This window comes from Kluyvera georgiana (assembly GCF_050990895.1).
GTDB lineage: Bacteria > Pseudomonadota > Gammaproteobacteria > Enterobacterales > Enterobacteriaceae > Kluyvera > Kluyvera georgiana.
The window spans coordinates 4,241,046-4,261,133 of record NZ_CP158865.1; the positions used below are offsets into that span (position 1 = coordinate 4,241,046).

The following is a 20,088-nucleotide window of genomic DNA, read 5'->3' on the forward strand; positions in this document are numbered from 1 at the left end:
TTGCTAATCATTATCATTTAGTTTTGTATCTAGCTAATCCTATGGCCTATCGCTCCGCACCGATTGCTGATGACCTTATCTGGCGTACGTCGCTTCCCGCTACGGGAAATGTGCTCGCCGAATCGGTACGCGCAAAAATCGCCGAGCATCGTCCGCACATGCTGGAGATGTTTCGCCTAAATGAAACGCCCCCTGACAATGCGAAAGCGCTGGCCGAATGGGCAAAGCCGACAGAACTGAGCTCACTGCTCGCGATCTATTCCGATCATATCTACCGTAACCAACCGACACAGCCGCGCGAAAACAAACCGCTGATATCGCTGTGGGCACAATGGTATATCGGCCTGATGGTACCGCCACTGATGCTGGCGCTGCTGACAGAAGAATCTGCCATCGCCGTCTCACCCGAGCACTTCCACGTCGAGTTCCATGAAACCGGACGTGCTGCGTGCTTCTGGGTCGATGTACGCCACGATCTACGCACGACTCAGAAACCACTCGTCGAACGTATGGATAACTTAGTGACGCAAGGCATTATGCCCGTCATTGAGGCCCTTGAAGCCACGGGTGACATTAACGCTAAACTTATCTGGAGCAACACCGGTTATTTAATTAACTGGTATCTCGGCGAGATGATTGCACTGCTGGGCGAAGAGTCGGTGAACCAGATACGGCAGCGCTACTTCTTTAGCAAGACGCTGGCCGATGGCCAGGATAACCCGCTGTGGCGTACCGTTGTGGTGAGAGATGGCCGTTTGGTGCGCCGAACCTGCTGTCAGCGCTATCGTCTGCCCGATGTTCAGCAGTGTGGTGACTGCACCCTAAAATAACCGACGGGGCAAACGCCCCGTCGATTTCCTACCCATTACGCAACCTGCTGGCTCTCTTCCACCGCACGCTGTGCTTCTTCCTCTTCCTGTGCAAGCAACTGTTTCTCATACACTTTGAAGAACGGATAGTAGATGATTGCCGAAACGCAGGCCAGCAACACGACCAGAATCGCCGCACGGAAATCCCAGCCTAACGCCCACGCTCCACCGATAGGTGCCGGCGCGGTCCATGGAACAACAGAGATGACACGGCCAATCAGATCCAGCTTCATTGCCGCCCAGGCCAGAATGGCGTTAACCATCGGTGCCAGCAGGAACGGAATAAAGAACACCGGGTTCATGACGATAGGCGTACCGAAAATCACCGGTTCGTTGATGTTGAACAGGCTTGGCACCACGCTCAGACGGCCAATAGAACGCAGGTGGGCCGAGCGGCTACGCAGATAGCAGAATACCAGGCCCATGGTGGCGCCGGAACCGCCGACCACGATGAAGAAGGTCCAGAATGCTTCCATAAAGATGTGCGGCAGCGGCGCGCCCTGTGCCAGCGCGGTCTGGTTCAGACCGAGGTTGGTCAGCCAGAACATCTGCAGCATACCGGATACAATCGCCGCCCCGTGAATCCCTGCGAACCACAGCAGGTGGCCAATCAGCACCGCCAGCAGAATAGCCGGTAAGGAGTCAGCCGCGGAAACCAACGGTTTGAACACCGACATGATAGCCTGAGGGATCAGCATATCGAACTGGCTCTGAATAAACAGACTCAGCGGATAGAGCGTCAGCACGACCACCAGTACCGGTATCAGCAGATCGAAAGAGTTTTTGATCATCGGCGGCACCTGATCCGGTAAACGGATCCCGATGTTGCGGATTTTCAGAAAACGCATCATCTCTACGCAATAAACAGCGACGAGGATGGCGGTGAAGATCCCGGTTCCCCCGAGGCTGTCCACCGGCAGAGTGCCGTTAGTTTTCGGTGCGGCAACCAGCAGGAACGCCATAATTGACAGCATCGAACACATGAAAGGATCGAGCTGGTTGGTCTTTTCGTAATGTTTACCTAAGTTATAGGAGATAGCGGCGCAGATATAGATAGACATGATGCCCATCGTCATATCAAACGGCGTCAAAATGCGGCCTTCAAACTGTTTTGCCAGGTCCAACCACGCGCGAGCAAAGCCCCAGGTGGTATCCGGCGAGAACGGCGGGTATGCAAATACCAGCAAGAACGAACCCACAATCATGAAAGGCATAGCAGAGATAAAACCGTCACGGATGGCCATGACGTGGCGCTGAGATGAAATACGCCCAGCAACTGGACTAACGTAGTTTTCTACAAAGCGAAATATCAAATTAAATGCAGCGTGATTAGCAGACATAGCAGCCCTCCTGACAGGCTTTAGACGTAAGCACAGCAACAACGATTTTGCCGACATACGACTGGGCAAACTGTGAACGCTCTGCGGTTGCAGCAACGCGACCTGACATATTGTTCATAGGGATACAGTTCATATATGGCTCTTATTATGGATACAAAGGAAGTTACCCTCGCAGTATCAATCGACTGAATGCGAACCGCAACCGGTTACTGTAACCGGTTGCAGCGAATGTGAAGGAGATCCAGAAATCAAACAATTTTTGCACAACTTCGTCGCAATATTTACAACCAAGGTAGCTTTATGACAGAGTGACTCGCCGAAAAATCAGGAGAGTATGATGAGCCTACAGTCTGTACGAGAATTCTTTGCCGAGCACGCGCCCGACATCAATATTATCGAGCTTGAGCAAAGCACTGCGACCGTCGCGCTGGCAGCCGCCGCTCATCAGGTTGAGCCTGGACAGATTGCCAAAACGCTGTCGTTGAAGATAAAGGACCGTGTGATTCTGGTTGTCGCTAAAGGCGATGCCCGTCTGGACAACAAAAAGCTTAAAGACACTTTCGGCGCGAAAGCCCGTATGCTCAGCAGTGACGAAGTGGTCATGCTGACCGGACACCCCGTCGGCGGCGTATGTCCGTTTGGTCTGGAAAACCCGCTGGACGTCTATTGCGATGTCTCACTGCAGGCCTATGACGAAGTTCTCCCTGCTGCGGGCGCCATTCATAGCGCTGTACGCATCTCTCCACAAAGAATGGCCAGCCTGACCTCCGCAACGTGGGTTGATGTCTGCCAGTCATCATCCAGTTAAGCAGAACACCGCGGCCTCTGCCCGTATGCGGTGTTCCGATCGGGCAGAGAAACCAATAAATCCGCGGCACTCAGCAGACCGACGTCTGAATTCACACCGAGCTTTGTCATGGCATTGAATTTGTGCGCGCGGATAGTTTTGATGTTCCTGTCCAGCCGCTGCGCAATTTCCATCAGTGAATAACCATAGGTCATATAGCGTAGAATCATATTCTCGGTTGGGCTCAGACAGCGACTTTCATGATGCAGTAAGGATGCATCAGCGCATTCATGACCGAGCGCCGCCTCTCGCAGAAGATCCAGCAAACTTTGTTGAAGTTCCGCCAACGAGCTGGATTTACTCAGTACGCCGTGAAGATACGTTGGCGAGAGGTGCTTAATAAGGTCAGCCTCAACGCTATCGTTCGCCAGAATAATACGCACGATCCCGGCGTCATGACGCGCTATTTCCTCCATCGTAAACAGGCACTCAATACGCGGCTCCCTCGTACCGGGCAGGCAGCAGATCAATACATCAAAAGAGGTCTGACGGAGCGCCAGCTTAAATTCGCGAATAGTGCGATAAAAGTGAAAAGTAGAATTCCGGGAGTGGGCATGCATTAACAGATGACGTAACCCCACTTCCGTCATCATACAATGTTCTATGATAGCGATGCACTGCTTCCTGCTGTGCTTTTCCATTCCGCTTGCTCTCCATAAGCTGAGTAGAGATTCAGTTCCTTCATCCCTTGGCTGCTGTTAATCCAGGCATACATCTCCGCATTGCTGCGCAAAGAAAGTCGACGCATAGCGCTATTTTTTTGCGCGCTGATCGTCTTGTTACTTTTCTTCAGCAAGGCGGCAATTTGGTTAATTCCCCAGCCTTTCGCCAGCAGTCGCAGTACCTTGCGTTCTGACAGCGTCAGCATAATTAATCGCTCATTGTCGCCATCGACATCCTCATGGGTTTGCAGAGAAAGCAACGTCTGGCTAATTTTTTCCGTACTGACGCCTCCCTGCCGGACGGCATCGATGACACGCTCGATGGGATCGGAATCTGAAAGTAAAGTGCTTTCCGGGCGCATTAAAAACTCAACGGCCAGCGAATAGTATTGTCGGCTAATCATGAAAATCCAGTGAATATCCCGATACTGGGACAGCAGCGTATAATACTGTTCACACAACGCGCGCGGATGTCTGACTTCCCCAGAGAAATCGACAATAACGACGTCTGTGCGTCGTAACTGAAGTAACGTTAACTCTTCCAGAGACTGGCAAAAATTGAGCTCGTAGTCCGGGAAATACATTCCCATTATCGCGCTGAGCCCAGACTGCATTACCGGTATTTTGCTGATAATCACCGCGAATTTGCAGTATTCTGGCGACATAAAACCTCCGTATCCATTCGAAGATTCATTTCCTGAATATAAAACCACTTAATACTTATGCGAAGTATTAACAGGAAAATGAATCCATCCGTTTCTATTCCCTTTACCGCGATAACATTATTATTATGTCGTCGTCACCGAACCAATAAATATTTTGCTACATGGATGTACTGGTGGGATTGACGAAGGTAGTATGGCATGCCGTCAGGAAAGCACTAACTTAGAAAATATTAATTAAGTCATAAGAGAAATTAAAATTTGCGCTCTGTATTTTCTCCTCGTTATTCCATTTTCATTTTGAATTCTTTCGGCGTCATGCCCCCCCGTTTTCTGAAAAAACGGGAAAAATAGGTTACATCGCTAAACCCCAGATAATCAGATACCTGGGTAATGGTCATACTGGTGTACTGCAGGCTCCTTTTGGCCTCCAGCAGCAACCGCTGGTGCAGCACGTTTAGCGCACTGGTGCCATGGAATTCACGGCACAGGCAGTTCAGATGGGTCGTCGATACCCCGAGTCGCTGCGCGTATTCCGCCAGCGACAAATGTTCACGGTAGTGGCTCTCAATCAGCCGCGCAAACCGCCGTAGCACGCCGCGTTTTCGCTCGCTTTTGTCTTCAATCGTCTTCGATGGCGCCCCCTGCCGATTGAGCCAAACCAATAACGCGCCCAATAGCGAATAGAGCATCATCTCGCGAGCATCATTCTCGTGCTTATACTCTTCCAGCAGCGTCGCGAACATCGACCGAATATGACGGCTTGAACGCTTAACCGGTATACACCTTGGTTGGCTGAGCACATCCAGCTGACCACCAAACTGCGCCTCCAGCTTGCTCAACAGCGGAAGCGCTAGCGACAGCACATAGCCCTGGGTTCCGGGCGAAAAACGAAAACCGTGTACGCACAGCGATGGCACGACCTGAATGCTGGGCTCGTTAACCACGTGCCGCTCGCCTTCCACTTCAATTTCCGCCTGTCCCTTGTGCAAATACAGCAACTGCACCATTTCCGCATGCTGATGCACGCGGATGTGCCACTCATAGAGGCTGCTGCGCTGGAGTATCGACTCACAGTGCAACAGATCGGGCGTGGGCCAGCCCCTATGCTCACCATAGAGCTTAAAGACCGGCACAATATCCGACTGCGGTGTCGCCACGCCCGCACGTTTCATGCGCTATTCCACCGTTTCATAAGGTAACCCAACATAGTTCTCCGCAATGGTCGTCAGCCCGGCACGCGATCCCAGATAGTACTGGCGATCGGCCTCCTGCATCTTTCTGTCGAACGCGCTCTTGTCCTGGAAATCGTGTAGCAGGTGCGTCATAAACCAGCTGAAGCGTTCGCCTTTCCACACCCGGTTCAGCGCCAGCTGTGAATAGTGGCTAAGTAAATCTTCGCGGCCATGGCGGTAGTACTGGCGCAAAATACGCCACAGATAGTTCACGTCTGACACGGCCAGGTTCAGCCCTTTGGCCCCCGTGGGCGGAACGATGTGCGCCGCATCGCCGACGAGGAACATTCGGCCATACTGCATTGGCTCCACCACGTAGCTACGCAGCGGCGCAATGCTCTTCTCAAGTGAGTGACCAGTCACTAACTTTTGACTCAATTCATCCGGCAGACGACGCTTCAACTCTCCCCAGAAGCGTTCATCTGACCACTGCTCGACCTTGTCGCTGAGCGGTACCTGGAGATAGTAGCGGCTTCTTGTTAGTGAGCGCTGACTACACAATACAAACCCACGCTCATGGTGTGCATAAATAAGTTCGTGGTTTACCGGCGGCGTATCCGCGAGCAGCCCCAGCCAGCCGAACGGCCAGATACTTTCGTACTCGCGCAAAATATCGCGGGGGATACTCTGTCGCGAAACGCCGTGGAACCCATCGCAACCCGCAACAAAATCACATTCCAGCCGGCACGTTTCGCCATTTTTCACAAACGTTACAAAGGGTTTATCATTCTTGAGGTCATGCAGCTCAACTTGTTCAACGCCATAAATGGTCTGGGCGCCACATGCCTGACGCGCTTCCATCAGATCGCGCGTCACTTCGGTCTGCCCGTAAACCATCACGGTTTTGCCCCCCGTGAGCTCGCTCAGCGGCACGGGAATGCGTTGGTTGGCAAACAGAAACTCCACGCCGTGGTGAATCAACCCCTCTGCGTCCATACGGCGAGAGACTCCCGCTTCACGCAGCAGCTCAACGGTACCGTTTTCCAGGATGCCCGCACGAATGCGACCCAGCACATACTCCGGTGTCTGGCGCTCAAGGATAACGGTTTTAATCCCGGCGTTATGCAGCAGCTGGCCTAACAGCAGCCCCGAAGGCCCGGCACCGATAATGGCGACTTGCGTGTTCATAGGGTGACCTCACATTCTGGTTAATTATTTGTTTATTTCGTGTATACATAAAGTTTCAGAATGCATTTTTGATAAGTCAGTAACGAAAAAGAAGGCCAGAATCCGTTCAAAATTTGCACTTTCGAACAGTTTTGCAAAAGTGTGGGCGATATCAACTCTTCGCCCTTCAGTGACGAACGCTGAATTTTTGCACATTGTTTGATCCGGAGCGGAGAGTACAGACCAATTCTTCGGGTACAAGTAGGTCATTACACAGGCGTTTTGGGTACCAGGGTTCTTATGGAAGTCGATCAGTCAGAACAACGCATCGTTACGCGGCTATGTATTCAGTGCGGGCTTTTTTTATTGCAACATGGGGCGGAGAGCGCTCTGGTGGAGGAATTGTCCACGCGTCTGGGGCTTGCGCTGGGGATGGACAGCGTCGAAAGCGCCATCTCATCAAACGCCATCGTGCTGACCACCATCAAGGACGGCCTCTGCCTGACGTCAACGCGTAAAAACAGCGATCGTGGGATCAACATGCACGTGGTCACCGAAGTGCAGCACATCGTCATCATGGCCGAGCACAAGCTGCTGGACTATAAAGATGTCGGTAAACGTTTTGCGCAGATAAGACCGCTACGCTACCCGCGCTGGCTGGTCGTGCTCATGGTAGGGCTATCGTGCGCCTGCTTTTGTAAACTGAACAACGGCGGCTGGGACGGCGCGCTGGTCACCTTCTGTGCCAGTACTATCGCCATGTATATTCGCCAGATGCTAACGCATCGCTCAATGCATCCGCAGATTAACTTCGGCCTGACGGCCTTCGTGGCGACGACGGTCTCCGGTCTGATGTTGCAGCTTCCTGCCTTTCATCAGACCTCGACTGTCGCCATGGCGGCCAGCGTACTGCTTCTGGTGCCGGGGTTCCCTCTTATTAACTCGGTGGCTGACATGTTCAAAGGGCATATCAACACCGGGCTGGCGCGCTGGGCGATTGCCAGTCTATTAACGTTGGCCACCTGCGTCGGTGTGGTCATGGCGATGACCTTATGGGGGCTGCGCGGATGGGTGTAATGAATTTTGTCCTGCTGCTGGCTCAGGATATCGTGCTATCGGCTATTCCCGCCGTCGGCTTTGCGATGGTGTTTAACGTTCCGCACCGCGCGTTGCCATGGTGCGCGCTACTGGGTGCTATCGGCCACGCCTCACGCTTCGTCATGATGACCGCTGGCTTCAACATCGAATGGGCCACCTTCCTGGCAGCACTGCTGGTGGGCAGTATCGGTATCCAGTGGTCGCGCTGGTATCTGGCGCATCCGAAAATTTTCACCGTAGCCGCCGTGATCCCGATGTTCCCCGGTATTTCAGCCTACACGGCCATGATCTCTGCGGTAAAAATCAGTCATTTCGGCTATTCCGAAGAGATGATGATCACGCTGCTGAGTAACTTCCTGAAAGCCTCGTCTATCGTGGGAGCGCTCTCCATCGGCCTGTCGATTCCAGGTCTGTGGCTGTACCGTAAGCGCCCACGGGTGTGATCCTGAGGGCGGCACGGGAGAGTGCCGCCCTTCCCCCGGCTTGTGCTACTATGTGCAGTATTCGTGCGGATTTCCCGCACCCTTCCCGTATTTTCCAGTATTGAGATAGTGTGTTATGTCTTCTCGTATTTTAACGCCTAACGTGATTGGTATTGACGCTTTCGTAGCCGATCCCGCGGCCATTCTTGCGCAAACCCAGGGTGGCGCGGTCGCCGTGTTTGCCAATAATGCGCCGGCATTCTATGCCGTCACGCCGGAGCGATTGGCGCAGTTGCTGGCGCTGGAAGAAAAGCTTGCCCGTCCGGGCAGCGACGTGACGCTGGACGCCCAGTTCTTTGAAGAGCCAACGGCAGCACCGGTCTCCGTACCAATGGGTAAATTCGCCATGTACGCAGGATGGCAGCCTGACGCCGAGTTTCTGCGCCTTTCCGCGCTGTGGGGCATCGCCTTAAGCGAGCCGGTTACGCCAGAAGAGTTGGCCTCGTTCGTCGCCTACTGGCAGGCGGAAGGCAAAGTTTTCCACCACGTGCAGTGGCAGCAAAAATTAGCGCGCAGCATACAGATGGGCCGGGCGAATAATAACGGCCAGATGCGCCGTGATGTTAACGCGGTCAGCGAACCTGATCGTCAGATTCCACCGGGTTTCAGAGGTTGAGCATGAAAGACGTTGGCGAATTGATGAAGCGCCTGCAAAAGATGATGCCGGCGCATATTGAACCGGCCTTTAAAACCGGCGAAGAGCTGCTGGCCTGGCAGAAAGAACAGGGCGAGATCCGCGCGGCGGCGCTGGCGCGTGAAAACCGCGCGATGAAAATGCAGCGCACCTTTAACCGCTCCGGCATTCGCCCACTGCATCAAAACTGTTCGTTCGATAACTACCGCGTTGAAAACGAAGGTCAGATGAACGCGCTGGCAAAAGCGCGGCAGTACGTTGATGAGTTCGACGGCAATATCGCGAGCTTTATTTTTTCCGGCAAGCCGGGTACCGGCAAAAACCACCTCGCCGCGGCCATCTGCAATGAGCTGCTATTGCGCGGTAAATCGGTGCTGATTATCACCGTTGCCGACATTATGTCGGCGATGAAAGAAACCTTTAGTAACCGCGAAACCAGCGAAGAACAGCTGCTAAGCGATTTGAGCAACGTCGACCTGCTGGTGATCGATGAGATCGGCATGCAGACCGAATCACGCTATGAAAAGGTGATCATCAACCAGATCGTTGACCGTCGTTCCTCATCCAAGCGCCCGACCGGCATGCTGACCAACAGCAATCTCGACGAAATGAATAAACTTCTGGGCGAGCGGGTCATGGACCGCATGCGCCTCGGTAACAGCCTGTGGGTGATCTTCAATTGGGAAAGTTACCGCAGTCGGGTAACAGGGAAAGAGTATTAAGATACATCCTATGAATGACAGGCGTATACTTATTACGTCCATTGATAACTGCACACACGAGTAAACCCCATGAAATCTGTAAAATCGATGCTTTGCCGCGTAATTATTGCCAGCGCGTTTATTTCTACCGCTGCGGGCGCCGTATCGTTGAATGACCTGAGTAGCGCAGCCAGCTCGCTCGCTGGCAGCAGCAGCTCGTCACAGAGCGGCGGATCTTCCCTCTCTTCGCTGACCAGTCTGCTTAACGGTGGCAGCCAGTCGTTAAGCTCCAGCAGCATGAACAATGCCGCCGGGATCATGGGGTATTGCGCGAAAGAGAAACTGGCCTCCGTGGCCAACGTGGATAACGTGAAAAGCCAGGTGCTGGATAAACTGGGTCTCAACACGGCGGCTGAACAGAAAAAAGATACCGGCTACATGGAAGGACTTGAAGGCCTGCTGAACGCCAAAGACGGCCAGAAGCTCGACCTCGACAGTCTGGGCAACACCGAACTGGGTAAAAAAGTCAAAGCAAAAGCCTGTGATTTCGTTCTTAAACAAGGCGTTAGCTTCATTTCCTGATAGTCTTTTTGGGTGGCAGGAATCACACCGGCCACCCAAAAAACGCTCAAATAACGTTCATTTATAAACCAATTCTGAATAACAGCACACTTTCATTACGTTAGAATTGCAGACAGATGACGGCACAATTACATTGTGAAGTTACTTTCTGTAGAGCCAGAAAACCTGGCGCGGTTGAGGATGTGTAGTGTCAGAGTTGTTATCCCTCGTTCTGTTTCTGGCTTCCATTGCGATATACGCCTGGAAGGCAGGGCGCAATAAATGGTGGTTTGCCGCCACGTTAACGGTACTGGGCCTGTTTGTGGTCCTGAATATTACCCTGTATGCCAGCGACTACTTTACCGGCGACGGTATCAACGATGCGGTACTCTATACTCTGACCAACAGCCTGACCGGCGCGGGCGTCAGCAAATACATCCTGCCGGGTGTCGGCCTCGTTGCCGCGCTGGTCGCTGTTTTTAGCGCGCTGGGCTGGTTATTACGTCGACGCCGCCATCATCCTCATCATTTTGGCTACAGTCTGCTGGCGCTGGTTCTGGCCGTCGGTTCGGTCGATGCCAGCCCGGCGTTCCGCCAGATTAGCGAGCTGGTAAAATCCCAGTCGCGCGACGGCGATCCTGATTTTTCGGCCTACTATAAAGAACCGTCAAAAACGATCCCGAAACCAAAGCTGAACCTCGTTTATATCTATGGCGAGAGCCTGGAACGTACCTACTTTGACAACGACGCCTTCCCGAACCTGACGCCGGAGCTGGGCGAGTTAAAGAACCAGAGTCTGGATTTCAGCCATACCATACAGCTGCCGGGTACCGACTACACTATTGCCGGTATGGTTGCCTCCCAGTGCGGTATCCCGCTGTTCGCGCCGTTCGAAGGTAACGCGTCCGCGTCGCTGTCGAGCTTCTTTCCGCAAAATATCTGCCTTGGCGATATCCTGAAAAATTCCGGTTACGAGAACTATTTTGTGCAGGGCGCCAATCTGCGTTTCGCCGGTAAAGATGTCTTCCTGAAATCACATGGTTTCGACAATCTGTACGGTGCGGAAGAGCTGAAAACCACCGTCGCGGACCCGAACTACAAAAACGACTGGGGCTATTACGACGACACCGTTCTCGACGAAGCGTGGAAGAAATTTGAGACGCTGTCACGCGAGGGGAAACGCTTTTCGCTGTTTACCTTAACGGTCGATACCCATCATCCGGACGGCTTTATCTCCCGTAGCTGTAATCGCAAAAAATACGACATCAACGGCAAGGCCAACCAGTCGTTTAGCGCAGTGACCTGTAGTCAGGAAAACATTGCGGAATTTATCAATAAAATCAAAGCATCACCGTGGTTTAAAGACACGGTGATCGTGGTTTCCTCCGACCATCTGGCGATGAAAAACACCGCCTGGGACTACCTGAATAAACAGGACCGCAGCAATCTGTTCTTCGTGATTCGCGGTGATAAACCCGACGAGCAGGAAATCATGGCCGTAAAACGCAACACCATGGATAACGGCGCAACGGTGCTGGATATACTCGGTGGGGATAACTTTATCGGCCTGGGCCGCAGTAGCCTATCCGGGCAGTCGTTGTCCGAAGTCTTCCTCAATATGAAGGAGAAGGTGCTGGCGTGGAAGCCAGATATCATTCGCCTGTGGAATTTCCCGAAAGAGATCAAAAACTTCTCTATTGATACTCAGAAAAATATGATCGCCTTTTCCGGTAGCCACTTCCGCTTGCCGCTACTGCTGCGCGTGTCGGATAACCGCGTTGAACCGCTGCCGGAAAGCGAATACTCCGCGCCGCTGCGCTACCAGTTGGCCGATTTTGCCCCCCGCGATAACTTCGTCTGGATTGACCGCTGCTACAAAATGGCGCAGCAGTGGTCGCCGAATCTGGCATTGTCCACCGACTGGTGCGTATCGCAGGGCCAGCTTGGCGGTGAACAAAAAGTGCAGCACGTCGATAAAACGCAGTGGAACGGCAAAACCGAGTTTAAAGATACGGTGATCGATATGGTGCGCTACAAAGGCAACGTCGATTCGCTGAAAACCGTCGACAACGATATCCGCTACAAAGCCGACAGCTTTATCTTTAACGTCGCCGGGGCGCCGGAAGAGGTGAAAAGCTTTAGCGGCATCTCTCGTCCGGAAGCCTGGGGCCGCTGGTCCAATGCCCAGCTTGGCGAAGAAGTGAAAATTGAGTACCAGCACCCGCTGCCGAAACGCTTCGACCTGGTGATCACCGCCAAAGCCTTCGGGCCAAACGCGGATAAACCGATCCCGGTTCGCGTGGGCAACAGTGAACAGACGATTACCCTCAGTCATGATGTGACCACCACCACGCTGCACTTCGACAACCCGTCGGATGCCAGCACGCTGGTGATTGTGCCGCCGAGTCCGCAGTCAACGAACGAGGGCAATATCCTCGGCCACTCCCCGCGCCAGCTGGGCATTGGGATGGTGGAAATCAAAGTGATCGATGCACAAGGCTAATGTCTTAAGCGTAAGGGGGCATATCGCCCCCGTTTATTTTCTCTATTTTCGTAAAAATAAAAACCTATAAAACACTTATAAATCAGATTAAAAAACCATATCAATCCAACTTATATTTATAAATATACCAATAAAAGCAAATTGCTTAGCATTTACCAATACTGAAAAATATTGGTCTATATTGCTGCGTAATCATGCTCACTGGTTATAAATTCGAATCCATTCGCGTCTTACATAATGAACGTATCGTTGCCTGGGAAGTCCTCTCAACCGCAGCGGCCCCGATAAACCTCGAGCATTTTTTCAGCAACCTGGCGCTCGATGCCAGAGTTGAGATCTTCTTTGCCCAACTTGTCCATGTCATTCAAACCACGGTCTCCGGTAAGTACTACCTGAACGCCAGCGCAGACGTCATGCTGGCCCCTCATTTTTTGCCGCGTCTCGAAGAACAGGTTGCAGCCCCCGATCGCATCGCCGTTGAGCTGACCGATCTGGATCAGCTGATGCTGCTGACACCTACCGAGAGTCAGCAGCTACGCGATCGCATCAACGCCGTTAGAGATATGGGGATTGCCGTCTGGGCAGATGACGTTCATGACGACGTTCTGCCCTGCCTTGTCGAACAGGATTATTACTTTTCCGGGGCCAAAATTGATAAACATGCGTTCTGGACGGCACGTCAATGCAAAGAACCGTTTCTCAAGCTAGCCCACTGTTGCCAAAAAATTGCCGATGAAGTCCTCGTGGAAGGCATCGAAACGCTCGCTGACTATCAATTAGCCTGTGATTCTCACGCTAATTATGGTCAAGGTTTTCTGTGGAATAAGTAATCAATATGTTTGCACCTTATCAGCTGGTTGTCCTGAGTAAAAATTATTTCCTGTGGCAGGGATTAAAACACTCTCTTCCTTATATGGTTAACCCCTCACCCACGCTACAATGGTTTAATAAAGACACTGACAATTGCGTCTTCGAACTGCGCGAAAAGATCCTCTGTGATAATAGCGAAACAAAATGGCTGGTCATTACGGAAGATAAACGGACACAGGAGGTCCAGCAGTTTCTGCCCCCTGGACGCGTTTGCGTGCACAGCGACAAGCTGTCGATAAAGCAGCTCGCCCAGCAGCTTAAGCACCCTGAATTTCGCCGAAGCATGCGTAAAGAATCGCCGTTAACGCATTCAGAGATCCATATCTGTTTATTGATAATTATGGGTTTTTCCCCTAACACCATCGCCCGCATGCTGCATAAATCACCCAAAACGATCTATACACATCGACGAAATGCGATGGCGAAATTCCATTGCAATACGCTGGCGGAATTACACCGAAAAATACGCACGATAGAAAATCGTTCGCTTTATCAGTAATAAACCAGAGAAACCATACATATTGCGAAGCAAGGATTACGCTAGTGTTTCCATCAGGAAATACTGCAGAAACCTGTACTGAACATTTTTATTACATTATCAGGAATAAGCTTAGATTTAGCAGATAAAGATATCCTTCATCTGGTTGTCGAATTTATTCTCTGCACAATTATCGTGCTGAAAAAATATGTTTATTAAACCACTTCGTTATTTCATCTATGGGAGTTCACCATGAAAAGGATGCCCCTCATCATTTTCAGCTTATTGTGTGCAATTTATCAAACCGCGCTGGCCAATAGCTCAGCAACGGCGACGATGCACGTCTCGCTTGAAGTTTTGAAATCCTGCACGCTGCAGGCCAATGACCTCAATTTCGCCAGCCACGGCTCCGACGAAGCGAGCGAAATCAACGCCACAACACAGCTGAGCGTACTGTGTACCAACGGCACGCCTTTTACCCTATCAGCGGCCAGCAGCGACAGCGAAAGCGACGGTACCTTCTGGCTCAAACCAGAAGACACCAGTATCAACGCGCAGAACATTGCTTATCGACTCTATGCGGATGAAAGCAAGAAAACACCGGTAAACGCCAACGGCGGCATTGAAGGAACCGGCACCGGCCAGGCGCAGTCGGAAACCCTTGTTGGCGTTATCGAAGCGGGCGCGCTAAACAACGCCAAAGCGGGCCTGTATAGCGATAACGTCACGCTGAACCTGGTGTACTAGCATGCGCAGAATCACCCTCTTTGCCCTTTGTTGGCTGGCCGTGCTCGTGGTTTTCGCCCGCTATGCCCTCAGCGCCACGCTCCAGGTCGCGCCGGTCATGCTGAACCTTAATGCTTCCCAGCGGGCGACAGCGCTGTATCTGACCAACACCGGCAGCGAGCCTATTCACGCGCAGATCCGCGTGTATCAGTGGTCGCAGCCACAGGGTAAAGACGTACTGACGTTGACCGACGACATCGTCAGCAGCCCGGCAGTCACCGCGTTAAAACCGGGCCAGCAGCAGTTGGTGCGTATTGTGGTGCTCAATCCCACGGCACACCCACAGGAGCAAAGCTTCCGGCTACTGGTTGATGAACTCCCCGGCGGGCATCAGGCTGGCGCGGATCGCAACGGCGTTCATTTTCTGCTGCGCTACTCTATTCCCCTTTTTATCGCCAGCGGGCAAGCAGAGAGCAAAGATGTCGCGGCTCAGCTTACCTGTACACGACAGGACGCCAGCATCAGCTGCCAGAACCGGGGGACAGCGCACGTACGTCTGAGTCATGTCGAAGCGATCAATGCGCAGGGACAGGTGGCGGAAACGCTGCCCGGGCTGGCCGGTTACGTCCTGCCCGGCCAACGATTCGTGCTGCCGTTTAAACAGCTTCAACGCCATCCGACCTCTTCCCTGCGCGCGTATCTGAATGAACATACTCAAGCCAGCCTGCTTAACGTCCATTCTGCTGCTGTGGCTACTGTCGATGACGCTCCACGCTGAGCCCCCCACCGCCAACACGCAATACCTGTCTGTCACCGTTAACCACTACGCTTACGACGGAGTGTGGGCCGTACGCGTGGTGGATAATGCGTTGTGGATAGCCACTCACGATGCGGTCAGGCTGGGCATTTCATCCGGGCAGGCGAAGACGGAGTGGCTCAATCTGTCCACTCTGCCGGGGATTCAGGTCAACTTCGACAGTCTGCAACAGCAGTTATCGCTTACCCTTCCCGAGCAGGCGCTAACGCACGTTCAGCACCTGGAAAGTCAGCCACGCACAGCGTCCCCCGCTACGCAGCAGGCACAGCCGCTGGGCAACCTCACGCTCGACTATTCCCTTTATTCCAGCGATACCTCCAGCCAACAGCAAACCAGCCTGCAAAGCCAGCTACAAACCTCCGGCTGGCTACCGGGGCAGCTCAGCAGCAGTATGAACAGCCGGTTTCCGCATGGGCAACGCGGCGATGGCACCACGCAGACCCGGTTGATGACCACCTGGCAGCAAGACTTCCCGCAGTGGCTCACCAGCGTTGCGCTTGGCGACAACGTAACGACCGGCGTCAGCTGGAGCCGTCAGGTACGTTTCGCTGGCCTGCATCTGGCGCGCAATTTCCAGCTCGACCCGCAGCTGAACACCGCGCCGCGCGCGCAGTTCAGCGATAGCGTCGTGCTGCCGTCCACCGTCGATTTGTACATTGATGGGTTACAGCAAAGCCACCAGCAGGTCACGCCGGGCAGCTACATTCTCGATACCTTGCCCACCTTTTCCGGCAGCGGACAGGCGCGAGTCGTCATCACCGACATTAACGGCCAGCGCCGCGAGGTAACGCTCGATCTGTACGGCGCGCCGGATATGCTGGCACAGGGCGTGAGCAGCCGTTCACTGGATGTCGGCTGGTTACGCAAAAACTATGCGGAGCGCTCTAACGACTACGCCGCGTCACCGCTGCTCGATGCGGGCTGGCGTTACGGGGTGAGCAATCGCCTGACCGTCAGCGCCCACACTGAACAACATCACGATGCGCACAACATCGGCATTGCCAGCGACTGGCTGATCTCGCCGCTGGCCGGAATTATCAGCGGTCACACGGCCATCAGCCAAAGTCCGCAAGGAGAAGGAAACAAATGGGGTATCGGTTACCAGTGGAATGCACAAGGGCTAGGCCTCTCCGCCAATACCAGCCACAGCAGCAGCGCCTGGGCAGATATCGCTCGCGTTAGCGGTAGCCTGCCGGTGCGGCGCAGCGATAACTTGTGGATGAGTCAGACCGTCTCCGGCTGGGGAACGCTGGGCGTTGGCTGGGTGCGTCAGGATAGCGCCCGCTACCTCAACGCCAGCTGGTCAAAATCCTTTCATAACCGGGTGTCGGCCTCACTGGGGTTTACCCATGCGCTGAACAGCGGTGACAAAACCTTCCAGCTGATGCTCTCAGTTCCGCTGGGCAACCGCGACTCACTCTCACTCCAGGCGGGAAATCCATCGTCTCGCTGGGATTATCGCCACCAGCCGGATAGCCAGTTGGGCGGCTGGTCGTGGCAGGTTAGCCAGAGCGCGGGCAGCGCGTCGCGCCAGGCGCATACGGATATTGGCTACCTTGGCCAATACGGCGAGTGGCATGCAGGACTAGACCGCGACCAAAGCAGCGTCAACCGCTATCTCAGCGGCGAAGGTGCGATGATGCTGCTGGAAAATCACCCCTATGCGCTACGCTACAACCGCCAGGGGATCGCGCTGGTCTCCACCAACGGCATTGGCAATGTACCCATCGCCGTCGAGAACCGTAAAGCGGGCACAACCGATGAAAATGGCTATCTGCTGCTGACGGATTTACCGCTCTACCATAACGCCAAAATCTCGCTCGACCCGCTGAGTCTTCCGCCGGAGATCGTTACGCCGTTAACCGAAATCCATGCGCAGCCGGGAATGACCACGGCGGTGAAGGTCGATTTCCAGGTGCATCGCGCGCGCCTGGTGTCCGCCCAACTTTTCGACCACCAACGTCAGCCAATACCGGTTGGCAGCGGCATCCGCTATTCCAGCGGAGAGTCCATCGTCGGGCGCGACGGCTATATCTGGCTGGAAAACCCGCCAATGCCGGGCTCATTAAGCATTCAAACCCCCACGGGCTCGTGTGACGTGACGCTTCCTGCGGCCTCCTCCTCTGCCACCGTGGTCAATCTCGGAACCTTACCGTGTCATTAAAACTGCTGCTCGCCCCACTGCTGTTGCTGACGTTCGCTCTGCTCTCGTGCCCCGCGCACGCCGCTAACTGTTGGATAACCCAGGGCGCATCCACCGCATTTGGCACATTGGTGGCAGGCAATACCAGCTCGGCACAGTCGAGCGTAAAGTTCAGCTGCTACGCCGATTATGGCGAAACGCGCTACTTCAACGTCTGCCTGAGCAGCCTGGAATCCGCGCCGTTCAAAATGAACTCCAACGGCGATGAAGAAGGCAAGCAGTACACAATGCTATTTCGTCTCTACAGCACGCTGGATAACAGCCTGGAGCTGACCTCTATCGGCGCGGGCCACGCCCTGCAAACCGCGCTAACGATAGGCGGTAATCAAACTTCCAGCGGCAGCTTTCCGCTGCTCGCCACCATTCCCGCCGGGCAAAACAACCTGCCGGTTCGTAGCTACTTCAACTATACTTTGGGGCTGAAACTGACGTGGAACAGTGCCACCCGCAAAGAGGCGCTCACCAGCTGTCAGGATGGCAAGTGGCAGGGGGAAGCAACGGATGCATCATCCAACGCCAGCGCCACGCTATCTGATAGCTGCTTTATTCAGAGCGTCACGTCGCTCAACTTTGGCACCGTGGGCAGTACTGCGCTAACTTCCCGGCTGGCCTCGACGGCCAGTATTCGCGCTCGCTGCCCGGTGGGGAGCAGTTATTCACTGGGCATCAGCAGCGGTGAACATGCCTCTGGCACACGACGCCAGATGTGTAACGATCGCCAGCAGTGTCTGCAATATGCCCTCTGGCAGGATGCCGCCGCCACCCGTCCGTGGGGCGAAGCATTGGGCAGCAATACTATGGAAATGAGTCATCATGACGGGAGCGTGCAGGCGGTGACCGTTTATGGCACGGTGCCCACACAACCCCTCACCGGCACGGGCGTATTTAGCGATAACGTCGTTATTACGCTCACTTATTAATCTAAATAATGCGCGGTTTGGATCAATGTTACCGATAACAATTCGCGGTACAGTTTGCCCTCCCGCACCGGGTCACTCTTTTCTCTCTTGAGCGGATCGCTGACAACTTCATGAAATACCTGCTTGCCGATGCCATCGTGTATGACAACGAGGATGGTTCACTCACCTTACAAAGCGCTGACGCCGAAAGTCAGACATTGACCTGTACGGCGCAAACCATCCTGAACCTGCTGATTGCCCATCACGGGATGGTGGTTGAACGCGAGGTCTTTCTCCAGCAGGTGTGGGACGATCGCGGCCTGCGCGGCTCGAGCAACTCGCTGAACCAGTACATCAGCATCCTGCGCAAAATGCTGGCTGGAATGGTGCCGGACCACCTGTTTATCGTCACCGTTCCCAAAGTCGGTTTTATGCTCAGCGCGGATATCAGCGTCGTGCCGCTCAATGCGCCCGTCTCTGCGCCCGTCTCTGCGCCCGCGCCGGTAAGCAGCAAACGCGCGCTCCCCAAAAGACGGAACTGGCTTTATGGTATCGTGACCGCCACCGTGGCGATCCTGTGCGCCGTCGCGCTCATCTGGAATGCCCAGCGCCAGCAAATTGAACCGCATCTGCTGACTCACATCGACAGTTGTCCGGTCTATACGCTGGCGCAGCTCTCTGACGTGTTCCAAAAGCAAGCCCAGGCGCTGCTCGGGCAGATCAAAAATGAGGGCGCTTTCTCCTGCCTGCCCAGTTCGATTTTTTACGTCCATATTCAGGATCCCGTGCTCTATGGCGACGAAGGCCGCCTGGTCCTGTCGCAGTGTTCCCAGTTCCGCAGCAAGGCCAGCACCTGCCAGACGCTGTACTTTTACGAGTGGTAGAGAGTGAAACAGAAGAAAAAACTTTTTTGCATCATCGCACTCAATGCGTTGCTAATCCTGGGGACATTGCTGTGGATACAGCAAAGCACGCGCCTTTCGATGACCTGTCAGGGCAGCCTGACCTACAAAGATAGCCGCCAGGATAACCATTTCACCTTTGAAGGGATGGTCGTGATGCACTTTACGCCGAATGGTACGGGCTATTTCAATATCAACGGCGACGTGATGAATAACGGCCAGAATATGAAGGTCTCGCGTCAGGAGAGCTTTAACTGGCAATACGTGCATGAATCGTTCTATCAGTTGTACATCACCCAGGTAGAAAAATTTGGCCACGATAACGTGCCTCCCGGCGTTTTCGAACAATACGCTCTGGGCATTACCGCAGGTCAGAAACGGTTACTGAGCGTCCGTACAACGCCGGATAACGCGGTGGTTATCAGTAATTTTTACTCACCGATTCTGCTCTGCACGGGTTAACGGTCACACTAAGGCTCAGCATCGGGTTAT

The 20,088-nt window shown here is 53.7% G+C and carries 21 protein-coding genes; 16 read left to right on the plus strand and 5 right to left on the minus strand.

The features are described from left to right. Window positions 1-41 precede the first annotated feature (41 nt). Window positions 42-830 (plus strand): siderophore-iron reductase FhuF, encoded by a 789-nt coding sequence (gene fhuF / locus ABTW00_RS20150; RefSeq protein WP_064547136.1) that lies wholly within the window; start codon window positions 42-44, stop codon window positions 828-830. 35 nt (window positions 831-865) lie between these two features. Here the strand turns inward: fhuF and ABTW00_RS20155 are convergent, their stop codons facing one another. Next, on the minus strand, window positions 866-2,209 hold the full coding sequence (locus ABTW00_RS20155) for a PTS sugar transporter subunit IIC (protein ID WP_065357059.1): 1,344 nt from the start codon (window positions 2,207-2,209) through the stop codon (window positions 866-868). A 337-nt stretch (window positions 2,210-2,546) separates the two neighbouring features. Between ABTW00_RS20155 and ABTW00_RS20160 the strand changes: the two genes are divergently transcribed. Further along, complete coding sequence (locus tag ABTW00_RS20160) at window positions 2,547-3,017, plus strand: YbaK/EbsC family protein (protein ID WP_065357060.1); 471 nt, start codon at window positions 2,547-2,549, stop codon at window positions 3,015-3,017. Here the strand turns inward: ABTW00_RS20160 and bglJ are convergent. The 4 genes from bglJ to pobA form a co-directional block, all read right to left on the minus strand. Beyond that, window positions 3,014-3,649, minus strand: coding sequence for a DNA-binding transcriptional activator BglJ (gene bglJ, locus ABTW00_RS20165; RefSeq protein ID WP_433637153.1), 636 nt, complete (start codon window positions 3,647-3,649; stop codon window positions 3,014-3,016). The two genes, ABTW00_RS20160 and bglJ, sit on opposite strands and share 4 nt — an antisense overlap. Window positions 3,650-3,657: 8 nt before the next feature. Further along, entirely contained in the window at window positions 3,658-4,383 is a 726-nt protein-coding gene (locus ABTW00_RS20170) for a helix-turn-helix transcriptional regulator (RefSeq protein ID WP_065357061.1), read from the minus strand. Window positions 4,384-4,664: 281 nt separating this feature from the next. Further along, on the minus strand, window positions 4,665-5,555 hold the full coding sequence (locus ABTW00_RS20175) for a helix-turn-helix domain-containing protein (RefSeq protein ID WP_065357062.1): 891 nt from the start codon (window positions 5,553-5,555) through the stop codon (window positions 4,665-4,667). 3 nt (window positions 5,556-5,558) lie between these two features. Continuing rightward, a complete protein-coding gene (gene pobA, locus ABTW00_RS20180) occupies window positions 5,559-6,743 on the minus strand; it encodes a 4-hydroxybenzoate 3-monooxygenase (protein ID WP_065357063.1) in 1,185 nt (394 codons plus the stop codon). Between the two features lie 279 nt (window positions 6,744-7,022). Between pobA and ABTW00_RS20185 the strand changes: the two genes are divergently transcribed. The 14 genes from ABTW00_RS20185 (at window position 7,023) to ABTW00_RS20250 (ending at window position 20,058) form a co-directional block, all read left to right on the plus strand. After that, the gene (locus ABTW00_RS20185) at window positions 7,023-7,799 is read left to right on the plus strand and encodes a threonine/serine ThrE exporter family protein (RefSeq protein ID WP_064547129.1); all 777 of its coding nucleotides are present in this window, start codon (window positions 7,023-7,025) and stop codon (window positions 7,797-7,799) included. After that, window positions 7,790-8,263 carry a threonine/serine exporter gene (locus tag ABTW00_RS20190; protein WP_064547128.1) on the plus strand — a complete coding sequence of 158 codons (474 nt, stop codon included), beginning with the start codon at window positions 7,790-7,792 and terminating at the stop codon, window positions 8,261-8,263. The genes ABTW00_RS20185 and ABTW00_RS20190 overlap by 10 nt, the downstream gene beginning before the upstream one ends. 115 nt (window positions 8,264-8,378) lie before the next feature. Continuing rightward, entirely contained in the window at window positions 8,379-8,918 is a 540-nt protein-coding gene (gene dnaT / locus ABTW00_RS20195; RefSeq protein ID WP_064547126.1) for a primosomal protein DnaT, read from the plus strand. A 2-nt stretch (window positions 8,919-8,920) separates the two neighbouring features. Further along, window positions 8,921-9,658, plus strand: coding sequence for a DNA replication protein DnaC (dnaC, locus tag ABTW00_RS20200; RefSeq protein ID WP_064547124.1), 738 nt, complete (start codon window positions 8,921-8,923; stop codon window positions 9,656-9,658). A gap of 69 nt (window positions 9,659-9,727) precedes the next feature. Beyond that, entirely contained in the window at window positions 9,728-10,219 is a 492-nt protein-coding gene (locus ABTW00_RS20205; RefSeq protein WP_064547122.1) for a DUF2501 domain-containing protein, read from the plus strand. 187 nt (window positions 10,220-10,406) lie between these two features. Then, window positions 10,407-12,701, plus strand: coding sequence for a phosphatidylglycerol--membrane-oligosaccharide glycerophosphotransferase (gene opgB / locus ABTW00_RS20210; protein WP_433637160.1), 2,295 nt, complete (start codon window positions 10,407-10,409; stop codon window positions 12,699-12,701). 194 nt (window positions 12,702-12,895) lie between these two features. After that, entirely contained in the window at window positions 12,896-13,531 is a 636-nt protein-coding gene (locus tag ABTW00_RS20215; protein WP_065357066.1) for an EAL domain-containing protein, read from the plus strand. 5 nt (window positions 13,532-13,536) lie between these two features. Next, window positions 13,537-14,070, plus strand: coding sequence for a helix-turn-helix transcriptional regulator (locus ABTW00_RS20220; protein WP_433637164.1), 534 nt, complete (start codon window positions 13,537-13,539; stop codon window positions 14,068-14,070). Between the two features lie 231 nt (window positions 14,071-14,301). Next, the gene (locus ABTW00_RS20225) at window positions 14,302-14,796 is read left to right on the plus strand and encodes a Csu type fimbrial protein (RefSeq protein WP_065357068.1); all 495 of its coding nucleotides are present in this window, start codon (window positions 14,302-14,304) and stop codon (window positions 14,794-14,796) included. A 1-nt stretch (window position 14,797) separates the two neighbouring features. Beyond that, entirely contained in the window at window positions 14,798-15,553 is a 756-nt protein-coding gene (locus ABTW00_RS20230) for a fimbrial biogenesis chaperone (protein ID WP_271447677.1), read from the plus strand. Beyond that, window positions 15,480-17,756, plus strand: a complete 2,277-nt coding sequence (locus ABTW00_RS20235; RefSeq protein WP_433637169.1) for a fimbria/pilus outer membrane usher protein — start codon at window positions 15,480-15,482, stop codon at window positions 17,754-17,756. The genes ABTW00_RS20230 and ABTW00_RS20235 overlap by 74 nt, the downstream gene beginning before the upstream one ends. After that, window positions 17,747-18,715: a Csu type fimbrial protein gene (locus ABTW00_RS20240; RefSeq protein ID WP_433637171.1), complete on the plus strand. Its 969-nt coding sequence runs from the start codon at window positions 17,747-17,749 to the stop codon at window positions 18,713-18,715. Before ABTW00_RS20235 ends, ABTW00_RS20240 begins: the two co-directional genes overlap by 10 nt. Before the next feature lie 110 nt (window positions 18,716-18,825). Next, a complete protein-coding gene (locus ABTW00_RS20245) occupies window positions 18,826-19,578 on the plus strand; it encodes a winged helix-turn-helix domain-containing protein (protein ID WP_433637174.1) in 753 nt (250 codons plus the stop codon). Between the two features lie 3 nt (window positions 19,579-19,581). Next, on the plus strand, window positions 19,582-20,058 hold the full coding sequence (locus tag ABTW00_RS20250; protein WP_433637177.1) for a hypothetical protein: 477 nt from the start codon (window positions 19,582-19,584) through the stop codon (window positions 20,056-20,058). Window positions 20,059-20,088 lie beyond the last annotated feature (30 nt).

Coding starts and splice junctions, on each gene's coding strand:
- fhuF (WP_064547136.1), top strand. CDS start 42: ATGGCCTATCGCTCCGCACCGATTGCTGATGACCTTATCTGGCGTACG.
- ABTW00_RS20155 (WP_065357059.1), bottom strand. CDS start 2,209: ATGTCTGCTAATCACGCTGCATTTAATTTGATATTTCGCTTTGTAGAA.
- ABTW00_RS20160 (WP_065357060.1), top strand. CDS start 2,547: ATGAGCCTACAGTCTGTACGAGAATTCTTTGCCGAGCACGCGCCCGAC.
- bglJ (WP_433637153.1), bottom strand. CDS start 3,649: ATGATGACGGAAGTGGGGTTACGTCATCTGTTAATGCATGCCCACTCC.
- ABTW00_RS20170 (WP_065357061.1), bottom strand. CDS start 4,383: ATGTCGCCAGAATACTGCAAATTCGCGGTGATTATCAGCAAAATACCG.
- ABTW00_RS20175 (WP_065357062.1), bottom strand. CDS start 5,555: ATGAAACGTGCGGGCGTGGCGACACCGCAGTCGGATATTGTGCCGGTC.
- pobA (WP_065357063.1), bottom strand. CDS start 6,743: ATGAACACGCAAGTCGCCATTATCGGTGCCGGGCCTTCGGGGCTGCTG.
- ABTW00_RS20185 (WP_064547129.1), top strand. CDS start 7,023: ATGGAAGTCGATCAGTCAGAACAACGCATCGTTACGCGGCTATGTATT.
- ABTW00_RS20190 (WP_064547128.1), top strand. CDS start 7,790: ATGGGTGTAATGAATTTTGTCCTGCTGCTGGCTCAGGATATCGTGCTA.
- dnaT (WP_064547126.1), top strand. CDS start 8,379: ATGTCTTCTCGTATTTTAACGCCTAACGTGATTGGTATTGACGCTTTC.
- dnaC (WP_064547124.1), top strand. CDS start 8,921: ATGAAAGACGTTGGCGAATTGATGAAGCGCCTGCAAAAGATGATGCCG.
- ABTW00_RS20205 (WP_064547122.1), top strand. CDS start 9,728: ATGAAATCTGTAAAATCGATGCTTTGCCGCGTAATTATTGCCAGCGCG.
- ABTW00_RS20215 (WP_065357066.1), top strand. CDS start 12,896: ATGCTCACTGGTTATAAATTCGAATCCATTCGCGTCTTACATAATGAA.
- ABTW00_RS20220 (WP_433637164.1), top strand. CDS start 13,537: ATGTTTGCACCTTATCAGCTGGTTGTCCTGAGTAAAAATTATTTCCTG.
- ABTW00_RS20225 (WP_065357068.1), top strand. CDS start 14,302: ATGAAAAGGATGCCCCTCATCATTTTCAGCTTATTGTGTGCAATTTAT.
- ABTW00_RS20230 (WP_271447677.1), top strand. CDS start 14,798: ATGCGCAGAATCACCCTCTTTGCCCTTTGTTGGCTGGCCGTGCTCGTG.
- ABTW00_RS20235 (WP_433637169.1), top strand. CDS start 15,480: ATGAACATACTCAAGCCAGCCTGCTTAACGTCCATTCTGCTGCTGTGG.
- ABTW00_RS20245 (WP_433637174.1), top strand. CDS start 18,826: ATGAAATACCTGCTTGCCGATGCCATCGTGTATGACAACGAGGATGGT.